The organism is Planococcus sp. 107-1, from assembly GCF_021513255.1.
GTDB lineage: Bacteria > Bacillota > Bacilli > Bacillales_A > Planococcaceae > Planococcus.
Map to the genome: position 1 here is coordinate 126,859 of NZ_CP090977.1, position 22,395 is coordinate 149,253.

Here is a 22,395-nt window from a genome sequence, read left to right on the forward strand (position 1 = left end):
GAAGAACACGATGACACCAGATGTAGTAATTAAACTCGCGGAACAATCGATTTATATGATTCTGATCATTTCTGCACCGATGCTCTTAATCGCGCTTGGCGTCGGCTTATTGGTCAGTATTTTTCAGGCGATGACGCAAATCCAGGAACAGACTTTGGCCTTCATTCCGAAAATCTTGGCCGTGTTCTTGTCGATCATCATCTTCGGACCGTGGATGCTGACGCTGCTACTGGATTTCACAAGAGATCTATTCCAGCAGCTTCCGCAAATGATCGGGTAGGGGACGCATATGGAAGAAATTCTTCAAGCATTGCCGTATTTCCTTTTAATCTTAGTCCGCATCAGCAGCTTCTTTATCATCGCGCCGCTGTTTTCACAGCGCGGTGTACCGACGCAGTTCAAACTGGGGCTTGCCGCTTTTCTTTCCTTGCTGGCGCTGTCCGCATTGCCGGTAGAAGAGACGCTTGCGCTGGACGGCTATTACATCATGATGGTCATCAAGGAATTCGGCGTCGGCATTGCACTCGGTTTTACCGCTGCACTCGTCCTGTATACCGTCCAGATTGCCGGCGCGTTCATCGATTTTCAAATGGGTTTCGCGATGGCGAGTGTCATGGATCCGCAAACTGGATCGCAAGTGCCGATTATCGGACGTTTTAAATACATTCTTGCCTTGTTGTTCCTGTTGACGGTCAATGGCCATCACTTGATGCTCGACGGCGTCATGCAGAGCCTGCAGACGATTCCGGTCGAATCGTTGTCTTTTGACATCAAGTTTGAAGACCTTGCAAAGTTTATATCGGATCTTTTCGTTGAAATGTTTATGGTTGCGCTGCAAATTTCTTTGCCGATTGTCGGATCTTTGTTTTTAGTGGATGTGGCACTCGGGATTTTAGCGAAAACCGTTCCGCAATTAAACATTTTTGCTGTCGGTTTCCCGGTGAAAATCTTGGTGGGCTTTGTATTATTGATGTTTTCAATGCCCTTTTTCTTTTATTTGCTGCAAATGTTATTCGGACAGATCATGGAAAGCATGGCGGAGTTGACCCGCTTAATAGGGGGAGCATAGATGGCACGGAGATTGACCTTGGACCTGCAGTTTTTCTCAGGCGAAAAAACAGAAAAAGCGACGCCTCAGAAACGGCAGGAATCCAAGCGGAAAGGGCAGGTTGCCAAAAGCCAGGAATTGCCCGCAGCCATGATCATGATCGGCGGCATCATGCTGCTAAGCTTTCTTGGCGGCTGGATGCTGGATCAAATCTTGGCTATCTACCGCGTGAGCTTCACCCAGTATATCGGCTGGGAATGGACACCGAAAAACGTCCGGACCTTGTTTGAACAAATGACCTTCGATGCCATGCTGTTGATGGCGCCGATTATGGGAGTTGCTATTATCTTCGGCATCCTCGGAAACTTCGTCCAAGTGGGTGCCATGTTTACAACTGAACCATTAAAGGCCCAATTGAGCCGGTTAAACCCCATACAAGGCGCGAAGAAAATCTTTGCGGTCCGTGCGCTTGTCGAGCTGGCAAAATCGCTAGCGAAGATTGCGATTATCGGCTACGCCGCATTCAGTGTCCTTTGGGGAGAAAAAGATGAACTGTTTTTATTGTCGCAGAAAAGCCTTAGCTACTCGCTGAGCTTCATCGGCGGATTAACGCTGAAAATGGCGCTTGTAGCCGCCATTATTTTATTGATATTAGCTGTATTTGACTATATGTACCAAAAATACGAATTTGAAAAAGGCATCAAGATGTCGAAACAGGACATCAAAGATGAATACAAGAAATCCGAAGGGGATCCTTTGATCAAACAGAAAATCAAAGAAAAGCAGCGTTCGATGAGTATGAACCGCATGATCCAGGACCTTCCATCAGCCGATGTGCTGATCGTCAACCCGACGCATTATGCCATCGCCATTAAATACGACGCGGAAACAATGGCCGCGCCGACTGTCATTGCCATGGGGAAAGACCATCTGGCACTGAAACTTAAAGAAAAAGCAAAAGAATTTGGCGTTGTGATTATGGAAAACAAACCGCTCGCCCGCGCATTATACGCACAAGTGGATGTAGGGGACCCTGTCCCGGAAGACTTGTTCTTAGCGGTCGCAGAAGTTTTAGCATATATATACCGGTTAAAAGGAAAGATTAGATAAGTGGAATAGAAATTAGCTTTTATATGCCGCTTCGGCGCTTTGGGCATGACTTTCGCAATAAGCCGAGAAAACCACTCGACTTATTGCTTCGTCTAGCCAAGAGTTGGCCGAAGCCTGCGAAGGCAACTCTTTGCGACGAAGCTAGCGCAGCGATGCAGGAGCACGGGTTTTGGAAAGCGGAGTTGTTTTGCGGAGTAGCCATAAAAATAGTGAAAACAATCAATCCAATTATAAAGAGTGAGGAGGAGAACGCGTGAAAATTAAAGATTATGCCATATTGGTTTCAGTCATTATGATTGTTGTCATGATGGTAATCCCTCTTCCGACTCTCCTGTTAGATGTATTGATCATGGTTAATATCAGTATCGCGTTAACCATTATTTTAGTAGCGATGAACACAAAAGAAGCATTGGAATTTTCGATTTTCCCGACCTTGCTTTTGTTAACTACCTTATTCCGCCTCGGCTTGAACGTCTCAACAACCCGTTCGATTTTAACCAACCAAACAGGCGGTGAAGTTATTGAGACCTTCGGTTCGTTTGTAGTCGGCGGAAGCGCCATTATCGGGATTTTGGTCTTCTTGATCCTTGTCATCATTCAGTTTTTGGTCATCACGAAAGGTTCGGAACGTGTTGCTGAAGTGGCAGCCCGTTTCACGCTCGATTCGATGCCAGGTAAGCAGATGAGCATTGATGCCGATCTTGGAGCTGGAATGATTTCCGACCAGGAAGCGAAAAAGCGCCGGGAGAAAGTCAGCCAGGAAGCGGATTTCTATGGTGCCATGGATGGTGCCAGTAAATTCGTTAAAGGGGACGCCATTGCCGGTATTATCATTACCGTTATTAATATCGTAGGCGGTTTGGCGATCGGGGTTGTGGTTCACGGCCTGCCATTTGGCGAGGCAGCAAACCTCTTTACGCTCCTTTCCATCGGAGATGGGCTTGTCAGCCAAATTCCGGCATTGTTGATTTCAACAGCTGCCGGCATCGTCGTAACCCGTGCGGTTTCTGAAGGGAACTTGGGATCCGATATCACTAAGCAATTATTCGCGTATCCGAAATTGCTTTATATTGTAGCGGGAACTTTGACTTTGCTTGCTGTCTTCACACCGATCAGCCCGATGCTGATCTTGCCGGTCGCAGCGGTCGTCGCCTTTGGGGCGTTCCGGATGCAGAGCAATTTGAAAAAAGAAGAAAAAGTCGAGAAAGAAGCGAACATTGGCGGCCAGGAAGCGGAAGAATTGAAGAAGCCGGAAAGTGTCATCGATCTCTTGCATGTTGACGCTATCGAATTTGAATTCGGCTACGGTTTGATTCCGATTGCCGATAAAAACCAGGGCGGCGATTTGCTTGACCGGGTTATCATGATCCGCCGCCAATGTGCGATGGAGCTTGGCATCGTGGTACCGGTCATCCGTATCCGCGATAATATCCAGCTTCAGCCGAACGAATACGTCATTAAAATCAAAGGCAACCGCGTCGCTTCCGGACAAATCATGCTGGACCATTACTTGGCAATGAGCCCTGGAGTGGACGATGACAGCATCATCGGCATCGAAACAGTGGAACCGGCATTCGGCATGCCAGCGCTTTGGGTCAATGAAGAAATGAAAGAAGAAGCGGAAATGTCCGGCTATGCAATCGTCGACCCGCCTTCTGTTGTATCGACCCATCTGACAGAAGTCATCAAGCGCCATGCACATGAATTGGTCGGGCGCCAGGAAGTGAAAGCCTTGATCGAGAACGTCCGCGAAAATTCGCCGGCCGTTGTCGAAGAATTGATCCCGAACTTGATGGCGCTCGGCGAAGTGCAAAAAGTGCTCATGAAGCTCTTGAAAGAGAAAGTATCCATCCGCAATATGCTGATGATTTTAGAAACCTTAGCAGATTATGCAACTTACTCAAAAGATCCGGATGTCTTAACGGAATATGTGCGCCAAGCCTTATCGCGCCAGATTACATTGCAATACGCAACACCAGGACAGCCGCTGCAAGTCATTACAGCAGGCGCGAGCTTGGAGAAGAAATTTGCAGAATCGGTGCACCGTTCAGACCAAGGGAATTATCTATCGATTGATCCGGAAACGTCGCAAGTGATTTTCCAGAACATTTCTGAACAGGCAGGCCAGCTGCAGCAAACCGGCGTCCAGCCGATTTTGCTGACGTCTCCTGCAACCCGCATGTATATGCGTCAATTTATCGAGCGGTTTGCGCCGGACCTTCCTGTTCTCTCTTATAACGAACTGGAGCCGGACATTGAAATCCAAAGTGTCGGAGCAGTGAATATTTCAAGTGGGGCGGTTAGTGGGCTATGAGATTGAAAACATACATCGTCAATAACGTAACGGAAGCGATTCCGATGATAAAAAAGGACCTTGGCACAGATGCCTTGATCTTGAATACGAAAAAAGTGAAAAACAGGCGGGTTTCTTGGCTTTTTCAAAACGGAAAAGCTAGAAGTCATTGCAGCAGTGGAAACAAAGGCGCCGGAAAAAGCAAAAGTGAAAGCGGAAGCGAAGCCGAAGCAAAAACAGCCGGTGAAAACAGCAAAAACCCAGCAAGCGACGGTCATTCCTTTTCAGCAGCGAGAAGAAACACAAAAGAATGATCCGATGACGGAAGAATTGATGAGCGAAATCAAAGGAATCAAACAATTCATGCTGCAGGTAATGGAAGAAGACCGGTTGCCGGTAGCTTTGAAAGGTTTGAATAAGCGATTGATGGAGCAGGGCATTTCAAAAGAAATCCAGTCTGAGCTTTATGCGAAGTTGATAACGGCACTGGAACAAAATCCAAAAATGTCTGAATCAGAAATACGCGAATTCGCCCGGACGGAAATCATCGAAATGATCGGCTTCCATCAACCGGCACCGGTTGATAAAAATCCGGAAATCATTTGTTTTATTGGACCGACAGGGGTTGGGAAAACGACGACGATTGCGAAAATTGCGGCTGACTTCATGCTGCGGGAAGACAAGAAAGTCGGGCTGATTACGTCGGATACTTACCGCATTGCCGCAGTTGAGCAACTGAAAACTTACGCTGGGATTTTGAATATCCCGATCGAAGTCGTTGAATCTGCTTCTGAGTTGACCCATGCGATGGAAGTGCTGAGCGACTGCGACATTGTGCTAATGGATACGGCTGGAAGAAACTATCAGCAAAAACAATACATCGAAGAGCTGGAAGCTTTGCTAAGCGACAAAAACAAAGTCCAGATCAATTTGGTGTTGAGCCTGACTTCCAAATACGAAGACATGAAAAAAATCGTCGATAACTTCCAGACGATTGTCATGGATGAGCTGTTATTGACCAAAATGGATGAAACGAGTTCATCCGGTGCGATCTTGAACTTGATCCATCATTATTCCATCCCGATACGTTACATTGCCAACGGACAAAGTGTTCCAGACGATATCTTCACAGTTACTCCTGAATTAATCGCAGACTTCGTATTAGGGGAAGATGAAAATGATTGATCAAGCAAAATTACTAAGAGAAAAAGTTACGCAAAAAAAGCCAAAAAAGACAAGCGTCCAACGCGGTCATCGCCGTCACAAGCGGCAAAGGCGGAGTGGGGAAATCCAATTTCGCTTTAAATTTCGCGCTTAGCCTCGTCCAGCAAAATAAGAAAGTGCTGATTTTCGATGTCGATCTTGGATTTGCGAATATCGATGTCTTGCTCGGCCGGTCGCCGCAAGAATCCATTGCGACGATGATTGAAAAGAATCTGTCCATCTGGGACATCATCGAAGAAGGGCCGAATGGCCTCCAATTCATCTCAGGCGGAACCGGATTCGACGAAATGTTCCGGTTGGATGAAACCAAAATGACGAAATTTTTTGATGAACTGAGCCAAATTCAAGGCCATGTCGATTACATCATTCTTGATACAGGGGCAGGGCTTTCTTACGAGAATCTGCGTTTCATCTTAGCTGCTGATGACGTTATTTTGGTGACAACCCCAGAACCGACTTCTATCACAGATGCATATTCCGTTGTGAAAATGGTTCATGCAAAAGACGAGAACGTCCATATCAAATTAGTCATCAACCAATGCACCAGCGATAAAGAAGGCACACAAACAGCCGAAAACTTCAAAAAAGTCACAGAGCAATTCTTAAACAAGCAAATCGGTACCTTGGGCTATATTCCAAGCGATGCGCAAGTGCCGAGCGCAGTGAAAAAACAGGTTCCTTTCACCCTCGCCTATCCGAACGGCCAAGCATCGAAGGCGATGCAAGCATTAACCTGCGATTATCTAGAACTTCCCGTTCCTTATAAACTCGGACTCAAAGGCTTTTTACTTAAAATGCTTTTTAAATAAATGCTCTTGCTGATGCTTTGCTTATCTTTTTATAAAAGACATTCTACTTTGATATACCTCAATAAGAGGACGAGTTAATAGCAGTTCAGTATCTTGCTCAGTTAGCTTGTCATACAAGCGCTAGTTTTATTTTAATAAATCTATAACTCGAAGAAAGAGTGGAAGGCGGCGACTCCTGCGGGAATAGCGTGAGTCCTGAGACCCCACAGCGAAGCGAGGAGGCTCAGGCCACGCCCGCGGAAAGCGTCCGCCTGCAACGATTTCTTCTCCCTTATATAATTCAAGAAAACAAAACATGATCACATAGATGGTGGTGACACTCATATTGAATACAAGATTATCAAAAGACGAACGCAGTTACTGGGAAGATTGGCAGCAGCATAAGGATCCGGAAGCCGGGAACTACTTAGTCGAACGCTATCTTCCGCTGGTCGATTACATCATACAGCGCTTTGCGTTCAGTTTGCCGAAAACCGTAGATAAAGACGATATACGCAGCCTTGCATACGAAGGACTGCTGGATGCATTTGATAAATTCAATATCGAGCGCGATTTGAAGTTTGAGACTTATGCAACTTGGCGGATCAAAGGAGCCGTAATTGACGGGCTCCGGACGCGCGACTGGCTCCCCCGGTCGATTCGCGACAAAGTCAAAAAGATCGAGAAAGCGTATATCGAACTCGAACAGCAAAATAATGCGTCCGTTACAGATGAAGACGTCAGTGCTTATCTCGGCATTACAAAAGCCGAGCTCAATAAAACCGTAGCGGAAGCTGCCTTGTCGTCAATGGTTTCAATCGATGAGCCTGATTACAATGAAAACGATCCATCCGGCAAATACAATACGCTTGAAGATAAGCGGGGCCGCTTCCCCTGAAAAGCATTTAACGGATCAAGCGATTAAAGAATCGTTGGCACAGGCCATTGATCGGCTTCCGGAAAAAGAAAAATTAGTCGTTTCGCTTTGTTATTTCGAAGAGCTGAAATTGACGGAAATTGCCGAAGTATTGAGCGTCAGCGTTTCCGCGTGTCACAATTGCATTCAAAAGCGATTTTGCGTTTGCGTGCAGCAACGCTTGCTGTACACGATCATTATTAGAAATAGCTTAGAAGGTCAAGGTGATCCCGATGGAATGGTTATTAATTGAATTGATAGTCCTTGTATTATTGCTGAACATCCGTGCCATCATTGTATTGGTGCAAAATAAGCAAAAACGCGAGGAATTGAGTGAAGACACAGCCCTTATTCACCAAGGGATGGAAGAATTTGTAGAAAAAATAGAAAAAGAGAACGAAGAACTCTATCAAAAACTTGCTGATTATATTAAAGTAAGAGAAGACAAGTTCGAAAAAAGAATCCGTCTACTGGAAAAGCAGCTAGCTGCGGGGGAAAATAGAGGTTCCAGTGCAACTGGAAATGCCTGAACAACAAGAGGAAAGCCATTTTTATGACGAAGTTGAATCGGATCAAGAAAAAATTTCGAAATTGCATAAGCAAGGTTTCGCGCCCAAGCAGATTGCGAAAGTTTTGAAGATGGAGCATGGCGAAGTGGAATTGATCGTCAATATGCTAAAGAAAAAGAAAAGCTATCAAAAATGAAATGAGGGGTTCTTTTGCGGATCGAAGGTCAAGCAAAATTTCCAAGTGAATTGATGCGTAAAGGGGCTGTCGAAGGGAAGTCTACAGATGCCTTCGCCACTATTATGCGGAATTCCCAGTCAAAACTGCAATTGGATTCACTCAATCAGTTAATGGACCGCATCGATTTTCAAGGCCAGCGTTTAGCGAAACAGCGCACCATTGAAAATCTGATCGATTATAAGAATTCAGTGAAGCAATTTGTCAGTGAATCATTGAGCTACGGCTTGGAACTATCAGAGAAACAAAGTTTCCATCCAAATGGCGGCATGAAATCCCATCAACTGGTGGAAGTGATCGATGAAAAGCTGCTCGCGATCAATGATGAAGTGCTGGACAATGAAAAAGAAGGCATCGAAGTGCTTCGCCTGGTCGGAGAAATGAAGGGCCTGTTAGTGAATCTCTATATGTAAGCAAAGATTTCTACAAGTAATGGGGGAGCAAAAATGAGCAAGAATCGACGTGAATTTTTTCGTGTGGATTTTGATGGGTTGATTGATGGGGAAATTAGACGCGAAGGCTGGGAAGAGGCATTGCCGATTGAAATCGAAAATGTCAGTGCTGGCGGCCTTGTGTTTTACTCTCCTGAGGAATTTCCGATGGATGAAAAGGTTGAATGCAGCTTCCGTATTTTAGGGCGCCCTTTCCTTTTAGATGGATCGATTGTCCGCAAAACCAAGAAAATGGTCATGAATGAACACGGAGTGGCATTTACGGTCGACCAAGGCACGTCATCCGAATTATTCAAGCAATTAAACTATTACCAGATCCGTCAGCGCAAAGGCGACTTAATCGAAGAATAAGGCATCTTTTAGTATGTTAATATATTAAAAAAGAAATATAGAGTTTGAAATTTTTTCAAAAGAAAAGCGACTCTTAGCCAGTTAAGGCAAAAGCATTTTCTGCTTCGTCACTAAAATGCGCAAAAATATGTTATAATCAAAAAACAAGTGGTTTAACCCGTTCGAGCACAAGATGCTGCCGGGAAAAATCCACCTGTTTTTTTTGTTTGAGTGGCGGCATTTCTGCCCGGAAACTCTGCTGTTCCTAGACAAAAGAATATTCTAAGTATGGAAAGGAAGTCGATCGCATGAGATCTGAGATTACTGCAGATCAAGAATGGACGAAAAAGAAAGAAGAACAAAAGAGAATGGTTCCGAAAAAAGAAGCGACAGATGACTATTCCTTTGACCGCGTGCCGCGCGAAGAAAGGAAAATGGGTTGGCTGAGCATAACGAATATCACATTCGGCATCGCTACCGCTATTTTTTATTTTCAGATGGGATCTGTCATGGCCCTGCAGTTTGGAGCCGTTAATGCCCTCATCTCAGCAGGATATGCAATCGTTGTAGCCGGTATTTTAGGTTCAATCATTGTGTATCTATCCGCAAAATCAGGTATGAACGTTAACTTACTTTCCCGTGGAGGATTCGGTTACATCGGAGCTTCCCTCACCTCATTAATCTATGCTTCGAACTTTATCATGTACTGCGCTTTTGAAGGAATGATCCTTGTTTCAGCAGTCCATGCCTACTTCCCCGCCATCCCCATGTGGCTTTTAATCGTATTTTTTGGCGCAATCGTCATTCCGCTCAACTGGTTTGGCATTAAACAATTGGACAAACTCCAAAAATGGTCGCTGCCGATTTTCGGCGCATTCCTAATCGCTGCCATTTACATGGCTTTCAATACAACTTCCGTATATGAAGGCAATTTCTGGACGTATATGCCAGAAGGTGTGCAAGTCGGCGGAACGGCCCTTTTGCTTTGCATCGGCATGCAGCACGGCATCATGGGGCTTACTGCATTGATCGCATCTGATTACGCGCGCTTTTTAAAACCGAAAGACATCAAAATCGGTTCAATCGCCATCGGTTTTATTCCGCAGATTTTCTGTTTCGGTGTAATGGGCGGTTTAGGGATCTGGTTCGGCGTTACCTTAGGCGAATCAAACCCGGGCGTTTACATTGTCTTGCTTCTCGGACTTGGCGGCGTGCTATTTACGATGCTGACGCAAGTGCGCATTAACATCACGAATATCTACAGCAGTTCGCTGTCGTTATCGAGTTTCTTTGAAAACATGTTCCGCTTTACACCAGGAAGACGTTTCTGGATCATCGTGGCAGGGGTCATCGCCATTATCCTGATGCTTGGCGGAATCGTCGATCATCTTGGAACGGCAATGACTTTCCAAGGAGTTGCCTTGATGACATGGGCTGCCGTTTTAGTGGCCGATGCTTTAATCGTCAAACGCCTCTTGAAAATCGGGCCGCGCTACTATGAAGCGCGCCAGGAAAAATTGTATAAATGGAATCCGGTCGGCGTCATTTCGCTTCTGATACCGAGCATCCTCGGCACGATTGCAGCGCTTGGCTATATGGGCACGTTCCTGCAAAGCACGGCCGCGTTCTTCTCGGCAATTCTCGCTGCCATCATGACGGTGGTCCTGGCTGTCCTGACAAAAGGCCGCTACTACGGCGACCGCGATGCGGAGGATATTCCAAGCGAAGATTATGTTGCCTGAAACAAAAGCTTGAGCTAATATGGCATTAAAGCTGGTGCTGCAATTGCTTGGCACTCCATTACCGAACGCTGAAAGGGTGGATCTGATGGCAACGTCAACCGTAACTTTAACCATGGCGCGAAGATTTCAAACCACGGAAGAAAAAGTGTTTGCTGCTTGGACCAAACCGGAACTCATGAAAAAATGGCTACTCACTTCTGAAGCAACCAATCAAAAGGCCGTTAACCAACCTGTGCAAGGCGGCAGTTGGGAAATCATCGACCGGCGAGGCGGCACCGATTACCGGGCAATCGGCAATTACATCGAAGTAAACCCGCCGCATAAGCTGGTGTTCACTTTTGAAATGCCGGAATTCAATAGCTTGGAAGACCGCATCACCGTTTGGATTTCTTCAGTAGAAAACAGCGTGGAAATGGCCTTTATCCAAGAAATAGTTGTGCCGCATGAAGAAGGCTGGACAGATGAAGACATTAAGCGAGCCGGCATGGAATTCAGCGGCCAATCCGAAGAAGGTTGGGACCAGATGTTCCAAAACCTGCAGCAATTGGTTGAGAAACCCGCAAGCGATGAAATGGAATGACAAATGGAAGCCCAGCGATTGCTGGGCTTTTTGTTTGTCCTTTTTTAAAGGAATCACCGCGTTTTGAACCGAAATACATATGTATCGATAGTTTCGAAAGAGGTGGAGAAAATGAATGCACCTGAAGAAATCGTGAAAGTCTGGAGGGAATTTGATGGATTTCCAATGGAAACATTGACGAAAGCCTGGTATTACGAGAAAGCAGGGACCAAAAAGCAGCGTTCTATTGAATTAATGAAAGCCCATCGCGAAAGATACGGGATTACGGGGAATTGTTTTGATTTGGCGCTTTGGTTATTGGAAGAATTTAAAAAAGCTGGCATAAAGGCATATCCGATTGGCAGCCATTTGGGTACAATGGAAGCACATGCGGCCATTGCTGCTGAGGATAAGGAAGGCTATCGGTATTTATGCGATTTGGGCGACCAATGGCTGGAACCGATATTGATCGAGGAGAGCAGTAAATCGTTTCAAAGCGGTAAGCTAGCCGGCTTTTTTCCGGGTGCTGAAGTGGAAGTATTGCCCGGGAAATCCGAAGTGGAGATTTTCTACTACCGCCCGAACGGAAAAATATCCAATCAGAAATATGCATTGGAACCGGTAAGCGAAGACGCTTTCTGGGAAGCGGCGGAGTTTTCGCAGAACCATATCTATCCGAAAGTGCTTTTTGAAACGCGTATGCCTTATAAAAATGAGATTGCCCACTGGGAATTTGAAGACTGGCAAAGTCGTCTAAGCACCTCCCAAGGGCTCATTGAAGATACGCCGCTCTCAACACTGGATGAGTGGGTGGAACGGCTGCATCAAAAGAGTGGATTTGATCGGAGTTTTTTAAAAGAAGCACTCGAAATTTATAAAGAAATGAATAGCGGAAAGAGTGGATAAATTGCAGACGCATTTATATTTAGTGAGGCATGCACATTCTGTTTATTCAAGGGATGAACGGAATCGGCCCTTATCGGAAAAAGGATTTCAGGACGCACAGAAAGTGGTGGAAGCATTAAATGAAGAAAAAATCGACCATGTGCTGTCCAGTCCGTATAAACGTGCAATCCAAACCGTCGAGGGCTTGGCGGAAGAGTTAGATCAAGAAATTGAATGCTATGAGGATTTTAAAGAGCGTTTATTGAGCAATGAACCATTACTCGACTTTGAATCGGCGATTGCGCGCGTTTGGGAAGATGAGCAATTCGCTTTTCCAGGAGGCGAATCTAACCGTGATGCCCAAAAGCGAGGGGTGGCGCAATTAACGGAAGTTTTAGAGCGTTACGAAGGAAAGCGCGTGGCAATTGGCATGCACGGCAATCTGATGGTGCTGATCATGAATTATTTCGATGCTAGCTATCATGTGGGTTTCTGGCAGAAACTTCAAATGCCGGATATCTACTGTTTGAGTTTTGAAGGGACGGAGCTTGTCGCTGTAAAACAGATTCCCCTATTGCTTAGTTCTGCTGATAGAATGAATCTTCAAGTACGTCCATATTGCCCAGAAGACACAGCGAAACTCGTCGACCTGTTCTACGAAACGGTCCACACCGTCAATGCCGCTCAGTACACGCCGGAGCAGCTGAATGCATGGGCGCCACTGGAGGAAAAAGAAGAACGGATCGAAAAATGGCGGGATTCGCTTGGCCGGAATGTTTCGTTTGTCGCAGAACAAGCAGGAAAGATTGTAGGTTTTAGCGACTTGCAAAAAGATGGCTATTTGAACCGGCTGTATATCCATAAAGACTATCAGCGGCAAGGGATTGCTGCCGCCCTATTAAATGCGGTCGAAAAAGAAGCCGAGAAATTGGCTCTCGCGGAAATCACGGTAGACGCCAGCTTGACTGCCAAGCCTTTCTTTGAAAAGCATGGCTACGAAACGATCCGGCAGCAAACAGTCGTGCGAAAAGGAGTGGCATTGATTAATTTTAAAATGGTAAAGACAATGTATTAAGCCACTTATATGCGTGGCTATTCAGAAGGGAAGCGATGACATGAAAGAAAACTTTCATTTTGAATTAACTGCTTTTATGGACGATGAATTTAGCATGCGGGTGCCGGAAAATGAAGATTACGGATATTGGCTATTGCTGATGGATCGTTTCTTGAAAACGGCCAATCAGATTGAAATTCATTGTTGGAATGAAGAGCTTGAGGCAATGGAAGGGTTGGAGAGCCACTTGCAAAAGCATGAGGAAGGACTTTATACCGTATTTTCAGGAGAAATGAGCCTTGCGCTAAACCAGCTGTTAACAGAAGAGTATTTGGACAGCAACGGAAGGTTCAAATGGTTTTCAGTTTTCCTGTCTTCAAATGAAAAGACAATTGCCACTTTCGAGCATTGGGCGACTGAATTTTTTGTCCCGGATATTTCCAAAGAAACGGAGCTTTATATTAGAAAAATAATGCCTGCCGAAACTTCTTTCGATTTACATGAAGATGAATCCTACACCTCCCAATAATCGGCTATTTAAATGGACTTTGGACTAAATTTTGATAAACTTAAGAAATAGTTCAATTGGTTAGAGAAGTGGGTGGGAGTTATGGCAATGAATGATCTACTGTTTTTTTTCCTGGAAAATATGGCCTTGATCATCGCTTTGATGTATCTGGCCTTAAAATTGAAAGAAGCCTTATTGGTTGAATGGACGAGTTCTGCTCAATTCCTTTGGCTTTCTTCGGTATTTATCAGTTTCGTTGCATTTTCAGTCATGTATAATCCGTTTATCCATGAAGGAATGCGCCTCGACCTGCGTGAAGTGCCGATTTTCTTCATCTCCTTTATCGCCGGATGGCCGTTCGGCATTCTGTCGGCCATCGCTCCCGGAATTTTCCGGGCATCGCTTGGCGGACCGACTGCGGTGGCCGGGATTTTACAATCGTTGATTTTGCCCATTATTATCGGAAGTCTATTCCGGGAGAAAATTTCTTTTAATCATTTGTATACGATTGTAAATATCAAACGGATGTTAATAGGGTTTGTTGTATTTGAAGTGATCAAATCGGTTTGGATGCTGCTTACGACGCCAGCGACGCTATTCATCGAGTTGTCGATGTTCTTTTTCGCCAGTATTGCGATTTTAGCTATGGCTCTTATTTTAAACGGGGAAAACCGGAACTTGATCTTGCGGAAAGAGCTTGAATTTTATTCAAACCAGGATCCAATGACGCATCTGCCAAATATCCGGTTCTTTAAAAACAAGGTCGGCGGATTGGTCGATCAAAAACTGCCGCTTTCGATCGCCATGGTCGACGTGGACTTTTTTAAAGTCTACAACGACACCCATGGACATCAAAAAGGGGATCAAGTGCTGAGGACGATCGGCCAATTGCTGATCGACAGCACAGAAGACCACGATGTAGTCGCCAGGTATGGCGGCGAAGAATTCATCCTTTGTTTTACAAAAGAAACCGATCTGGAACAAATTTTTGCAAAAGCCGACAAAGTGCGAAAAGCTATCGAAGAGTACCGGTTTGACGGAGAAGAACTTCAGCCGGGAGGCATCGTTTCTGTTTCGGTCGGCACAAGCTATTCAGACGGCTCAGCGTCTCTGGATCAGCTTATCAAAGAAGCCGATAACGCTCTTTACCAATCCAAAAAAAGTGGACGCAACCGCGTAACGTTTTATAAGCAGGAAAATGAAAACCTTCAGCGTTTAAATGGCTGAAGGTTTTTTTATGGTTAGGAGAAAAAATAATAAAGCGCAGACGACAGGATTAAGCTGCAAAGGCTTAGCGCAATGCCGATAAAGAGCAGATCTTTCCGGATCGGGAAGTTTTTTTGGTAAGCCACAGCGTCGCTTGTCCGCCTTTCGCTTTCGCGTATGTATTTTTCCTTATGGTTAACCCGTGAGAAAAAGTTTTTAAAACTTTTGATGAACGCATTGAAAAATTCGGCTTCGATCAAGACCATCACGGAAGCAGCCATAATTAAAAGCAGGCCGATTAAAAAAACAGCGTCCAGCCATTTGGACAAATTCCATGGTCCATCTAATAAAAAGGATACAGCAAAAGATGCGAGAAGAGATCCCAACAGAATGATGAGTTTATTGGTCATGGGGCATGGTCCTTTCAGTGGATAATTAAAGATTAACACGGTTCCTTTATTTTTGAAAATTTAAATATCTTATTGCGTAATAGTAGAATAACAATTATGATTAAAAAGAATTATTAGAAAAATTAGGGGGTAGGGGAAATGGAGAGAAAGATTAGAGCACAAGCATTATTATTATTGATGGCTTTTGTGTTGATTCTGTCCGGCTGTAATTTTAGTTCTTCTGACAGCGGTAATTCAGAAGGTTCTAAAGCAGACGGAGGAGAAGGTGAAGCAAGCCAGGTTTTGAATATCTCGGCAACAGCGGACATTCCTACTCTAGATTCTACAAAAGCGCATGACGGCGTTGCATTTACCGTATTGAACAACGTCAATGAAGGGCTTTACCGCCAAGATGAAAATCACCAGCCAATTGAAGCTTTAGTAACGGAACATACAGAAAATGAAGACCAAACCGTCCACACATTCACATTGCGTGAGTCAAAATGGAGCAATGGGGATCCTGTGACAGCGCAAGACTTTGAATATGCATGGAAACGCGTGATGAAAGATGCAAGCCCGTACAACTTCATGTTCGTTACGGCAAGCATTAAAAATGCAGAAGCGATCATGAACGGCGAAGCGGATGCAGATGAATTAGGGGTTAAAGCAATCGATGAGCAAACTTTGGAAGTGACGCTTGAAAGCGCCAACCCATTATTGCAATCGTTGCTGACATTCCCGACATTCTTGCCGCAAAACCAGAAATTCGTTGAAGAACAAGGCGACCAGTACGCATTGGAAGCCGAGAACATCCTGTTCAACGGTCCATTCACATTAACGGATTGGACGCATGAGCAAGGCTGGAACTATGAAAAGAACGAAGACTACTGGGATGCAGAAGCAGTTAAATTGGATAAGATCAACGCTTTCGTAGTAAAAGATCCAACAACAGGCGTTAACTTATACGAAACAAACAAAGTTGACCGCATCGAGTTAAGTTCTGAATCGGTTGACCAGTATAAAGAAGATCCGAACTTTGACACAATCCTTGAACCAAGCATGATTTTCCTTCGCTTCAACCATACACATCCGGTTCTTGGCAATAAAAACATCCGCCAGGCAATCAATATGGCGATTGACAAAGAAAGCTTGACTGACGTTATTTTGAAAGATGGCTCGACTGCATTGAACGGGGTCGTTCCTAAAGGCTTCTTCCAATCTCCAGAAGGAGAAGATTACCGTGATTTGAACGGTGACTTCAACACAGGATCTGCAGAAGACGCTCAAAAACTATGGGAAACTGGATTGAAAGAAGCAGGCGTTTCGGACTTGACTGTTTCGATCAACATCTCTGATTCTGACGACCATAAAAAAGTGGCAGAATACCTTCAAGCACAATTAGAAGATAATCTTCCAGGCTTCAAATTGGAAATCAAAGCGGTTCCTTTCGCTCAACGCCTTGAAATTGAAAAAGCGATTGAATATGATTTGTCCTTGTCTTCATGGGGCCCTGACTACAGTGACCCGATGACTTACCTTGATATGTGGGTAGAAGGCGGATCCGCTAACCGCATGGATTACCATAACCCGAAATTGGATGAATTGGTAAACCAGGCACGCGTGGAAACAGATCTATCTAAACGCTTTGAAATGCTGTTGAACATCGAGAAAATCCTATTGGAAGAAGATGCAGCGATCGTGCCGCTATACCAAGATGGAACTTCAATCTTAATGAGAGAAAAAATCAAAGGTTTAATTGTACACCCTACTGGTGCTTCACATACGTATAAGTGGGCATCAATCGAAGAATAATCTACAGTTAGGCAGCTTTAGATACGAGGGTGTGGCCGGAAATCCGGTCCCCTCGTATTTTTTCATCCAGAAGATTACTCAACTCATAGAATAGAGGTGTTTCCATGAAGGGATATTTAGTTAAGCGGATTGGATATATGCTGATTACGCTGTTTATCATCGTGACAGCCACGTTCTTCCTCATGCAGCTTCTGCCAGGGACGCCGTTTACGAACCCGGAGAAATTAGGCGCTGAGCAATTGGCTGTATTAAATGCAAAATATGGATTGGATCAGCCAGTAGCTATCCAGTATTTTCACTACCTTGGAAATTTGGTGCAAGGCGACTTGGGCTATTCATTCCAGCATGAAGGCAGAACCGTTACAAGCATGATCAGCACCCGCATCGGGCCATCCGCTTTTATCGGTTTGCAGGCATTGGTCATTGGTGCCATTCTAGGGCTTATTCTTGGCATCATTTCAGCTTTGAAGCATAATTCGATTTTTGATTATGGTTCAGTGGCGCTTGCGGTCATCGGCATGTCGATCCCTTCTTTCGTTTTTGCGGCATTGCTGCAATATTATATCGGTGTAAAGCTTGAATGGCTGCCGGTTGCGCTCTGGGAGGGCTATTCCAGCACTTTGCTGCCTTCTATCGCTTTATCGGTGACAGTCACTGCGACGGTCGCCCGGTTTATCCGCAGTGAAATGCTCGAAGTGCTCGGCCAGGATTACGTCATAACGGCCCGCGCAAAAGGGATGCGGGAAAATCAGGTCATTGTAAAGCACGTCATCCGCAATGCGCTGATTCCGGTTGTCACTATGCTCGGGCCGCTAGCGGTTTCGATTATGACAGGGACACTCGTTATCGAGAAAATCTTCTCGGTTCCAGGGCTCGGAGAACAATTCACCTTATCCATCCTGGTACTGGATTACAGCGTCATCATGGGAATCACGATCTTCTATAGTGCGTTATTTATTTTCGTCGTGTTTGTCGTCGATATCATTTACGGCTTCTTAGATCCGCGCATCAACTATAAGGGGGAAGCGACATGAAAGAATTCGATGCAAAACTTCCAACTATGCATACGCAGAACGATTACAGCCTAGACAATATTCCGGACGATTTATTCGTCAAAGCGCCTTTAGACCAAAAGAAGAGCGAAGAGATTTCGACGCCTTCTGTTTCGTTTTGGAAAGAAGCGTTTCAGCGCTTGGCTAAAAATAAAGGCGCTATGATTTCTCTCGTACTGCTTGTTATATTGATTATTATGGCGTTGATCGGTCCAAGCATGAACGAATTTACGTACCGTGGACAGAATTTGGCGCATTCGAATATGCCGCCTAAAGTCGCGGGCCTTGAATGGCTCGGCTTTGACGGTTTGAATGCCCAGGGCACGGATGTCTATGCCGAGCGCGAAGTCGCTACAAATTATTGGTTCGGCACGGATGAATTCGGCCGCGATTTATGGACGCGCGTATGGAAAGGGACGCAAATCTCTCTATTCATCGCGTTAGTTGCCGCATTCCTCGATTTGGCCATCGGCGTTATTTACGGCGGCATCTCCTCGTTCTACGGAGGCCGGGTCGATAATGTCATGCAGCGGATCATTGAAATACTCATGGGGATACCGAATTTGATCGTCATCATCCTCTTCATTCTCGTCCTTCAGCCTGGGATTACATCGATTATCCTGGCGATGATTGTCACCGGCTGGGTCGGCATGGCCCGGGTTGTCCGGGGGCAGATCCTTCAGCTGAAAGGACAGGAATTCATCTTAGCCTCCGCACATTAGGGGCTTCGAACAAGCGCTTGATCTGGAAACATTTAATGCCGAATATTATGGGTCCTGTCATCGTCACCGTCATGTTCACCATTCCGACAGCGATTTTCTTTGAAGCCTTCCTGAGCTTTATCGGTTTGGGTCTGCAGGCACCACAGGCGTCGCTCGGTGTATTGATTGAAGATGGCTATAAATCGATGCGGTATTTCCCGTATAAACTGATTTATCCGGCACTCGTCATCAGTGCCATCATGATTTGCTTCAACTTGCTTGCAGACGGGCTGCGTGATGCGCTCGATCCGAAGATGAAAAAATAGGGGAGGGTCCAGAAAATGAAGAAGACTATCTTAAAAGTGGAAGATCTGCATGTTTCATTCAAGACCCAAACCGGGAAAATTACGGCAGTGCGAGGCGTCAATTTCGAGTTGAATAAAGGCGAGACTTTGGCGATTGTCGGAGAGTCCGGTTCTGGGAAATCGGTGACGGCCAAGTCCATTATGCAGCTATTGCCGAAAAGCACGACCGAAATTTCAAAAGGCGATATTGTCTACGACGGCAAAAGCCTGTTGGAGCTTTCAAGCAAACAAATTACCGATATCCGCGGATCGGAAATATCGATGGTGTTCCAAGATCCAATGACCTCATTGAACCCGACGATGAAAGTCGGAAAGCAAATCATGGAAGGCCTTCAGCGCCATCAAAAAATGACGAAGCAGCAAGCGCGGAGCGGGCATTGGAAATGCTGAAACTGGTGGGTATCCCGAAAGCGGAAATGCGGTTGGACAGCTTTCCTCACCAATTTTCAGGCGGGATGCGTCAGCGGGTCGTGATCGCTTTGGCGCTCGCCTGCAATCCGAAAGTGCTGATTGCCGATGAACCGACGACGGCGCTAGATGTAACGATTCAGGCACAAATCCTGGATTTGATGAAAGATCTTCAGCAAAAAACCGAAACCGCGATTATCTTGATTACACATGATTTAGGAGTCGTGGCGAATATGGCGGACCGGGTAGCGGTCATGTACGGCGGGAAAATCGTCGAACAAGGGACGCTGGACGAAATTTTCTATAATCCCCAGCATCCGTATACATTGGGCTTGATGCAATCCATGCCGAAAATGAACGAAGACCGTTCAAAGCCATTATTGCCAATCGGCGGATCTCCGCCAAATCTGGCAACGCTTGGAGAAGGCTGTGCATTTGCAGCACGTTGCCCTCATACAATGAAAGTGTGCCACAGCTTTACGCCGCGTGATACCGTAGTGGGAGAAGACAACCACACAGCTGCTTGCTGGCTGCAGGATCCGCGTGTGCAGAAGCCGGAAGCAGAACCGCTGGAAACAGCGGAAGTGGTTGGCGCCACTTGAAAATTCAAAAGCTTGCCTGCATTTTTGGGCAGGCTTTTTGATTGGGGAGGCAAAAGACATGGAAACAGAAAAGCTGCGCGTGTTCGATGAAGACGGCAACGCGACTGGCGTAGCAAGCCGCGAAGAAGTGCATCAAAGGGGCTATTGGCATGAAACGTTCCATTGCTGGATGGTCAGCCGGAAAGAAGGAAAAGATTTTATTCACCTTCAGCTTCGGAGCCCATTGAAAAAGGATTTCTCCAATCTTTTTGATATTACAGCAGCAGGCCATTTGACGGCAGAAGAAACGGTGGAAGATGGGATCCGAGAAGTTGAAGAAGAGTTGGGGCTGACGGTCGCATTTGAAGAGCTCATCCCTTTAGGCATCATTAAAGACCAAATTCACTTGGGTGGTTTCCTGGACAATGAACGGTGCCACAACTTTCTTTATCGTACAACAGAAAACCCTCACGCAGTGTTGGAGTTGCAAAAAGAAGAAGTGGCAGGCATGGCTGCTGTTGAATTAAAGGCATTTACAGAGCTATGCCTTAGAGAAAGAACGGAAGTTGAAGCAAAAGGATTTGAAGTGGCAGAAGATGGCGAAAAGAACCTGTTTGTAACCACCATCCGCATGGATAACCTGGTGCCGCACAGTACGGATTACTTAAGAGAAGTGGTGGAAGGGATATCACGAGTACTTTAAGGACACTGAAATTCATTTCCAGGGAAATAAGCTTTCGATGAAAGAGGTGGGCGATGAATAGTGATAAGCGGAACCGCTTAGGGGAAAATCCATTCACTTATACCATCAGTAAAAATCAGACCGTTTTCATTTCTTACGAAGGCAAGCAAATAAAAATTGCTAAAGGAAAAGAAGCGGAAAAATTGATCGGGAAGATTCAGCAAGCTGAAACCGATAAAGACGTGCAGTTGGTTTTGGCAAAGGCGACAGGGAATTTCAAGCACGGCAATGAAAAGATGGGGAAGTGAAAAAGGGCGCCCAGATGGAATTCCACCTGGGCGCCTTTTATGCTTATTCGAATAATTGAGGGATGCCGTTCGACAAGGTATAGATTCCCATCCACGCCATGGCAATAACGATGATAATGCCAAAAATGGTCATCCAAAGCGGATGTTTATAGTCTCCGACAATTTTCGCTTTATGGGCAGCAATCAGCATTACGCCGAGTGCAATCGGCAAAATCAACCCATTCAATGAGCCGACAAGCACGAGAATCAGAACCGGCTGGCCAATGAAGACGAAAACGGAAGTCGAAATAACGATGAAGGAAATGACCAGGAACCGATTGTATTTTTCCAAAACAGGGCTGAACGTCCGGATAAAAGAAACAGATGTATAAGCGGCACCGACAACTGAAGTGACAGCAGCTGCCCACATCACGACTCCGAAGATCTTATAGCCGACGTTTCCGGCTGCCAACTGGAAGACAGAAGCCGGGGGATTGTCAGGATTCAGGGAAAGCCCTTGGGAGACGACTCCAAGTACAGCTAAAAATAAAATGATGCGCATAATGGAAGCAATCCCGATGGCATAGATGGAACTGCGGGTCACTTCCGGAACAGCCGCTCTGCCGGTCAATCCGGCATCGATCAAGCGGTGACCGCCGGCAAAAGTGATATAGCCGCCGACCGTCCCGCCGACCAGTGTGACGATTGCAAAAATGTCGATATTGTCGGGAATAAAGGTTTTGGTCACTGCTTCTCCAATAGGAGGCTGGGCAGTGAACATGACGTAAAGCGTCAGTGCAATCATCACAAAACCGAGGATTTGAGCAAAGCGGTCCATCGCCTGGCCCGCTTCTTTCACAACGAAAATGCCTACGGCGAGCAAGCCGCTCAAGATAGCCCCTGTTTTCGGATCGATGCCGAAAAGCACATTCATCCCCAGCCCTGCACCGCCGACGTTTCCGATATTAAATGCCAGGCCACCCATTACCACTAATAAGGCGAGGAAATAGCCAAGCCCCGGAAGCACATCATTGGCAATATCTTGTGCGCGTTTGCCGGAAACCGCAATGATCCGCCAAATATTCGTCTGTGCCCCGATATCGATGATGATGGAAATTAAAATGACAAAACCGAATGAGGCCAGCAATTGCTCTGTAAAAACGGTAGTCTGTGTTAAAAAGCCAGGGCCGATGGCAGAAGTGGCCATGAGAAAAGCGGCACCCAGCAGAATACTGCGGTTTGATGTTTTCATCCAATCC

At 45.7% G+C, this 22,395-nt stretch carries 23 protein-coding genes and 3 pseudogenes; 24 read left to right on the forward strand and 2 right to left on the reverse strand.

The window, feature by feature from the left end:
- Positions 1-10: 10 nt before the first annotated feature.
- The 17 genes and pseudogenes from fliQ to L0M13_RS00870 all read left to right on the forward strand — a co-directional run bounded on the left by fliQ (position 11) and on the right by L0M13_RS00870 (position 14,880).
- Positions 11-280, forward strand: coding sequence for a flagellar biosynthesis protein FliQ (gene fliQ, locus L0M13_RS00785; RefSeq protein ID WP_235197880.1), 270 nt, complete (start codon positions 11-13; stop codon positions 278-280).
- Positions 281-289: 9 nt separating this feature from the next.
- Positions 290-1,069: a flagellar biosynthetic protein FliR gene (fliR, locus tag L0M13_RS00790; RefSeq protein WP_235197881.1), complete on the forward strand. Its 780-nt coding sequence runs from the start codon at positions 290-292 to the stop codon at positions 1,067-1,069.
- A complete protein-coding gene (gene flhB, locus L0M13_RS00795) occupies positions 1,070-2,158 on the forward strand; it encodes a flagellar biosynthesis protein FlhB (protein ID WP_235197882.1) in 1,089 nt (362 codons plus the stop codon). It abuts the gene before it with no gap.
- A gap of 253 nt (positions 2,159-2,411) precedes the next feature.
- Positions 2,412-4,472 (forward strand): flagellar biosynthesis protein FlhA, encoded by a 2,061-nt coding sequence (flhA, locus tag L0M13_RS00800; protein WP_235197883.1) that lies wholly within the window; start codon positions 2,412-2,414, stop codon positions 4,470-4,472.
- Positions 4,473-4,628: 156 nt separating this feature from the next.
- Positions 4,629-5,636: a flagellar biosynthesis GTPase FlhF gene (gene flhF / locus L0M13_RS00805; protein ID WP_235197884.1), complete on the forward strand. Its 1,008-nt coding sequence runs from the start codon at positions 4,629-4,631 to the stop codon at positions 5,634-5,636.
- Positions 5,637-5,731: 95 nt separating this feature from the next.
- On the forward strand, positions 5,732-6,484 hold the full coding sequence (locus tag L0M13_RS00810) for a MinD/ParA family protein (RefSeq protein ID WP_235197885.1): 753 nt from the start codon (positions 5,732-5,734) through the stop codon (positions 6,482-6,484).
- 322 nt (positions 6,485-6,806) lie between these two features.
- A pseudogene (locus L0M13_RS00815) lies at positions 6,807-7,583 on the forward strand (FliA/WhiG family RNA polymerase sigma factor).
- A 29-nt stretch (positions 7,584-7,612) separates the two neighbouring features.
- Positions 7,613-7,909 carry a hypothetical protein gene (locus L0M13_RS00820; RefSeq protein ID WP_235197886.1) on the forward strand — a complete coding sequence of 99 codons (297 nt, stop codon included), beginning with the start codon at positions 7,613-7,615 and terminating at the stop codon, positions 7,907-7,909.
- Entirely contained in the window at positions 7,890-8,084 is a 195-nt protein-coding gene (locus tag L0M13_RS00825) for a DUF6115 domain-containing protein (protein WP_235197887.1), read from the forward strand. The genes L0M13_RS00820 and L0M13_RS00825 overlap by 20 nt, the downstream gene beginning before the upstream one ends.
- Positions 8,085-8,098: 14 nt before the next feature.
- On the forward strand, positions 8,099-8,536 hold the full coding sequence (locus L0M13_RS00830; RefSeq protein ID WP_235197888.1) for a YaaR family protein: 438 nt from the start codon (positions 8,099-8,101) through the stop codon (positions 8,534-8,536).
- A gap of 33 nt (positions 8,537-8,569) precedes the next feature.
- Complete coding sequence (locus L0M13_RS00835) at positions 8,570-8,926, forward strand: PilZ domain-containing protein (protein ID WP_235197889.1); 357 nt, start codon at positions 8,570-8,572, stop codon at positions 8,924-8,926.
- Positions 8,927-9,273: 347 nt separating this feature from the next.
- Positions 9,274-10,647 carry a purine-cytosine permease family protein gene (locus L0M13_RS00840; RefSeq protein ID WP_235199236.1) on the forward strand — a complete coding sequence of 458 codons (1,374 nt, stop codon included), beginning with the start codon at positions 9,274-9,276 and terminating at the stop codon, positions 10,645-10,647.
- Positions 10,648-10,666: 19 nt separating this feature from the next.
- The gene (locus L0M13_RS00845) at positions 10,667-11,227 is read left to right on the forward strand and encodes an SRPBCC family protein (RefSeq protein ID WP_311195602.1); all 561 of its coding nucleotides are present in this window, start codon (positions 10,667-10,669) and stop codon (positions 11,225-11,227) included.
- A gap of 111 nt (positions 11,228-11,338) precedes the next feature.
- Positions 11,339-12,112 carry a hypothetical protein gene (locus L0M13_RS00850; RefSeq protein ID WP_235197890.1) on the forward strand — a complete coding sequence of 258 codons (774 nt, stop codon included), beginning with the start codon at positions 11,339-11,341 and terminating at the stop codon, positions 12,110-12,112.
- Between the two features lies 1 nt (position 12,113).
- The gene (locus tag L0M13_RS18675) at positions 12,114-13,166 is read left to right on the forward strand and encodes a GNAT family N-acetyltransferase (RefSeq protein WP_397443509.1); all 1,053 of its coding nucleotides are present in this window, start codon (positions 12,114-12,116) and stop codon (positions 13,164-13,166) included.
- A gap of 40 nt (positions 13,167-13,206) precedes the next feature.
- Positions 13,207-13,674 carry a hypothetical protein gene (locus L0M13_RS00865; protein ID WP_235197891.1) on the forward strand — a complete coding sequence of 156 codons (468 nt, stop codon included), beginning with the start codon at positions 13,207-13,209 and terminating at the stop codon, positions 13,672-13,674.
- 87 nt (positions 13,675-13,761) lie between these two features.
- Positions 13,762-14,880: a GGDEF domain-containing protein gene (locus L0M13_RS00870; protein ID WP_235197892.1), complete on the forward strand. Its 1,119-nt coding sequence runs from the start codon at positions 13,762-13,764 to the stop codon at positions 14,878-14,880.
- A gap of 14 nt (positions 14,881-14,894) precedes the next feature.
- Here the strand turns inward: L0M13_RS00870 and L0M13_RS00875 are convergent, their stop codons facing one another.
- A complete protein-coding gene (locus tag L0M13_RS00875) occupies positions 14,895-15,269 on the reverse strand; it encodes a DUF3899 domain-containing protein (RefSeq protein ID WP_235197893.1) in 375 nt (124 codons plus the stop codon).
- A 138-nt stretch (positions 15,270-15,407) separates the two neighbouring features.
- On the opposite strand from L0M13_RS00875, the gene L0M13_RS00880 reads away from it, so the two are divergent.
- From L0M13_RS00880 to L0M13_RS00910, 7 genes and pseudogenes are all read left to right on the forward strand, one after another.
- Positions 15,408-17,060, forward strand: a complete 1,653-nt coding sequence (locus L0M13_RS00880; protein WP_235197894.1) for a peptide ABC transporter substrate-binding protein — start codon at positions 15,408-15,410, stop codon at positions 17,058-17,060.
- 104 nt (positions 17,061-17,164) lie between these two features.
- Positions 17,165-18,094 (forward strand): ABC transporter permease, encoded by a 930-nt coding sequence (locus tag L0M13_RS00885; protein WP_235197895.1) that lies wholly within the window; start codon positions 17,165-17,167, stop codon positions 18,092-18,094.
- Positions 18,095-18,120: 26 nt separating this feature from the next.
- Positions 18,121-19,139, forward strand: a pseudogene (gene opp3C / locus L0M13_RS00890) (oligopeptide ABC transporter permease).
- Between the two features lie 15 nt (positions 19,140-19,154).
- Positions 19,155-19,753: pseudogene (locus L0M13_RS00895) on the forward strand (ABC transporter ATP-binding protein); the annotation flags it as partial.
- Positions 19,748-20,188 (forward strand): oligopeptide/dipeptide ABC transporter ATP-binding protein, encoded by a 441-nt coding sequence (locus L0M13_RS00900; protein WP_397443531.1) that lies wholly within the window; start codon positions 19,748-19,750, stop codon positions 20,186-20,188. The pseudogene L0M13_RS00895 and the gene L0M13_RS00900, both read left to right, overlap by 6 nt.
- A gap of 58 nt (positions 20,189-20,246) precedes the next feature.
- The gene (locus tag L0M13_RS00905) at positions 20,247-20,870 is read left to right on the forward strand and encodes an NUDIX hydrolase (protein ID WP_235197896.1); all 624 of its coding nucleotides are present in this window, start codon (positions 20,247-20,249) and stop codon (positions 20,868-20,870) included.
- Positions 20,871-20,923: 53 nt separating this feature from the next.
- The gene (locus tag L0M13_RS00910) at positions 20,924-21,157 is read left to right on the forward strand and encodes a hypothetical protein (RefSeq protein WP_235197897.1); all 234 of its coding nucleotides are present in this window, start codon (positions 20,924-20,926) and stop codon (positions 21,155-21,157) included.
- Between the two features lie 43 nt (positions 21,158-21,200).
- Here L0M13_RS00910 and L0M13_RS00915 read toward each other — a convergent pair whose 3' ends face one another.
- Entirely contained in the window at positions 21,201-22,388 is a 1,188-nt protein-coding gene (locus tag L0M13_RS00915) for an NRAMP family divalent metal transporter (protein ID WP_235197898.1), read from the reverse strand.
- Positions 22,389-22,395: the final 7 nt, after the last annotated feature.

Coding starts and splice junctions, on each gene's coding strand:
- L0M13_RS00865 (WP_235197891.1), top strand. CDS start 13,207: ATGAAAGAAAACTTTCATTTTGAATTAACTGCTTTTATGGACGATGAA.
- L0M13_RS00880 (WP_235197894.1), top strand. CDS start 15,408: ATGGAGAGAAAGATTAGAGCACAAGCATTATTATTATTGATGGCTTTT.
- L0M13_RS00850 (WP_235197890.1), top strand. CDS start 11,339: ATGAATGCACCTGAAGAAATCGTGAAAGTCTGGAGGGAATTTGATGGA.
- flhB (WP_235197882.1), top strand. CDS start 1,070: ATGGCACGGAGATTGACCTTGGACCTGCAGTTTTTCTCAGGCGAAAAA.
- L0M13_RS00875 (WP_235197893.1), bottom strand. CDS start 15,269: ATGACCAATAAACTCATCATTCTGTTGGGATCTCTTCTCGCATCTTTT.
- fliQ (WP_235197880.1), top strand. CDS start 11: ATGACACCAGATGTAGTAATTAAACTCGCGGAACAATCGATTTATATG.
- L0M13_RS00835 (WP_235197889.1), top strand. CDS start 8,570: ATGAGCAAGAATCGACGTGAATTTTTTCGTGTGGATTTTGATGGGTTG.
- L0M13_RS00820 (WP_235197886.1), top strand. CDS start 7,613: ATGGAATGGTTATTAATTGAATTGATAGTCCTTGTATTATTGCTGAAC.
- L0M13_RS00915 (WP_235197898.1), bottom strand. CDS start 22,388: ATGAAAACATCAAACCGCAGTATTCTGCTGGGTGCCGCTTTTCTCATG.
- fliR (WP_235197881.1), top strand. CDS start 290: ATGGAAGAAATTCTTCAAGCATTGCCGTATTTCCTTTTAATCTTAGTC.
- L0M13_RS00910 (WP_235197897.1), top strand. CDS start 20,924: ATGAATAGTGATAAGCGGAACCGCTTAGGGGAAAATCCATTCACTTAT.
- L0M13_RS00900 (WP_397443531.1), top strand. CDS start 19,748: ATGAAAGATCTTCAGCAAAAAACCGAAACCGCGATTATCTTGATTACA.
- L0M13_RS00840 (WP_235199236.1), top strand. CDS start 9,274: ATGGTTCCGAAAAAAGAAGCGACAGATGACTATTCCTTTGACCGCGTG.
- L0M13_RS00870 (WP_235197892.1), top strand. CDS start 13,762: ATGAATGATCTACTGTTTTTTTTCCTGGAAAATATGGCCTTGATCATC.
- L0M13_RS00905 (WP_235197896.1), top strand. CDS start 20,247: ATGGAAACAGAAAAGCTGCGCGTGTTCGATGAAGACGGCAACGCGACT.
- L0M13_RS00885 (WP_235197895.1), top strand. CDS start 17,165: ATGAAGGGATATTTAGTTAAGCGGATTGGATATATGCTGATTACGCTG.
- L0M13_RS00845 (WP_311195602.1), top strand. CDS start 10,667: ATGGCATTAAAGCTGGTGCTGCAATTGCTTGGCACTCCATTACCGAAC.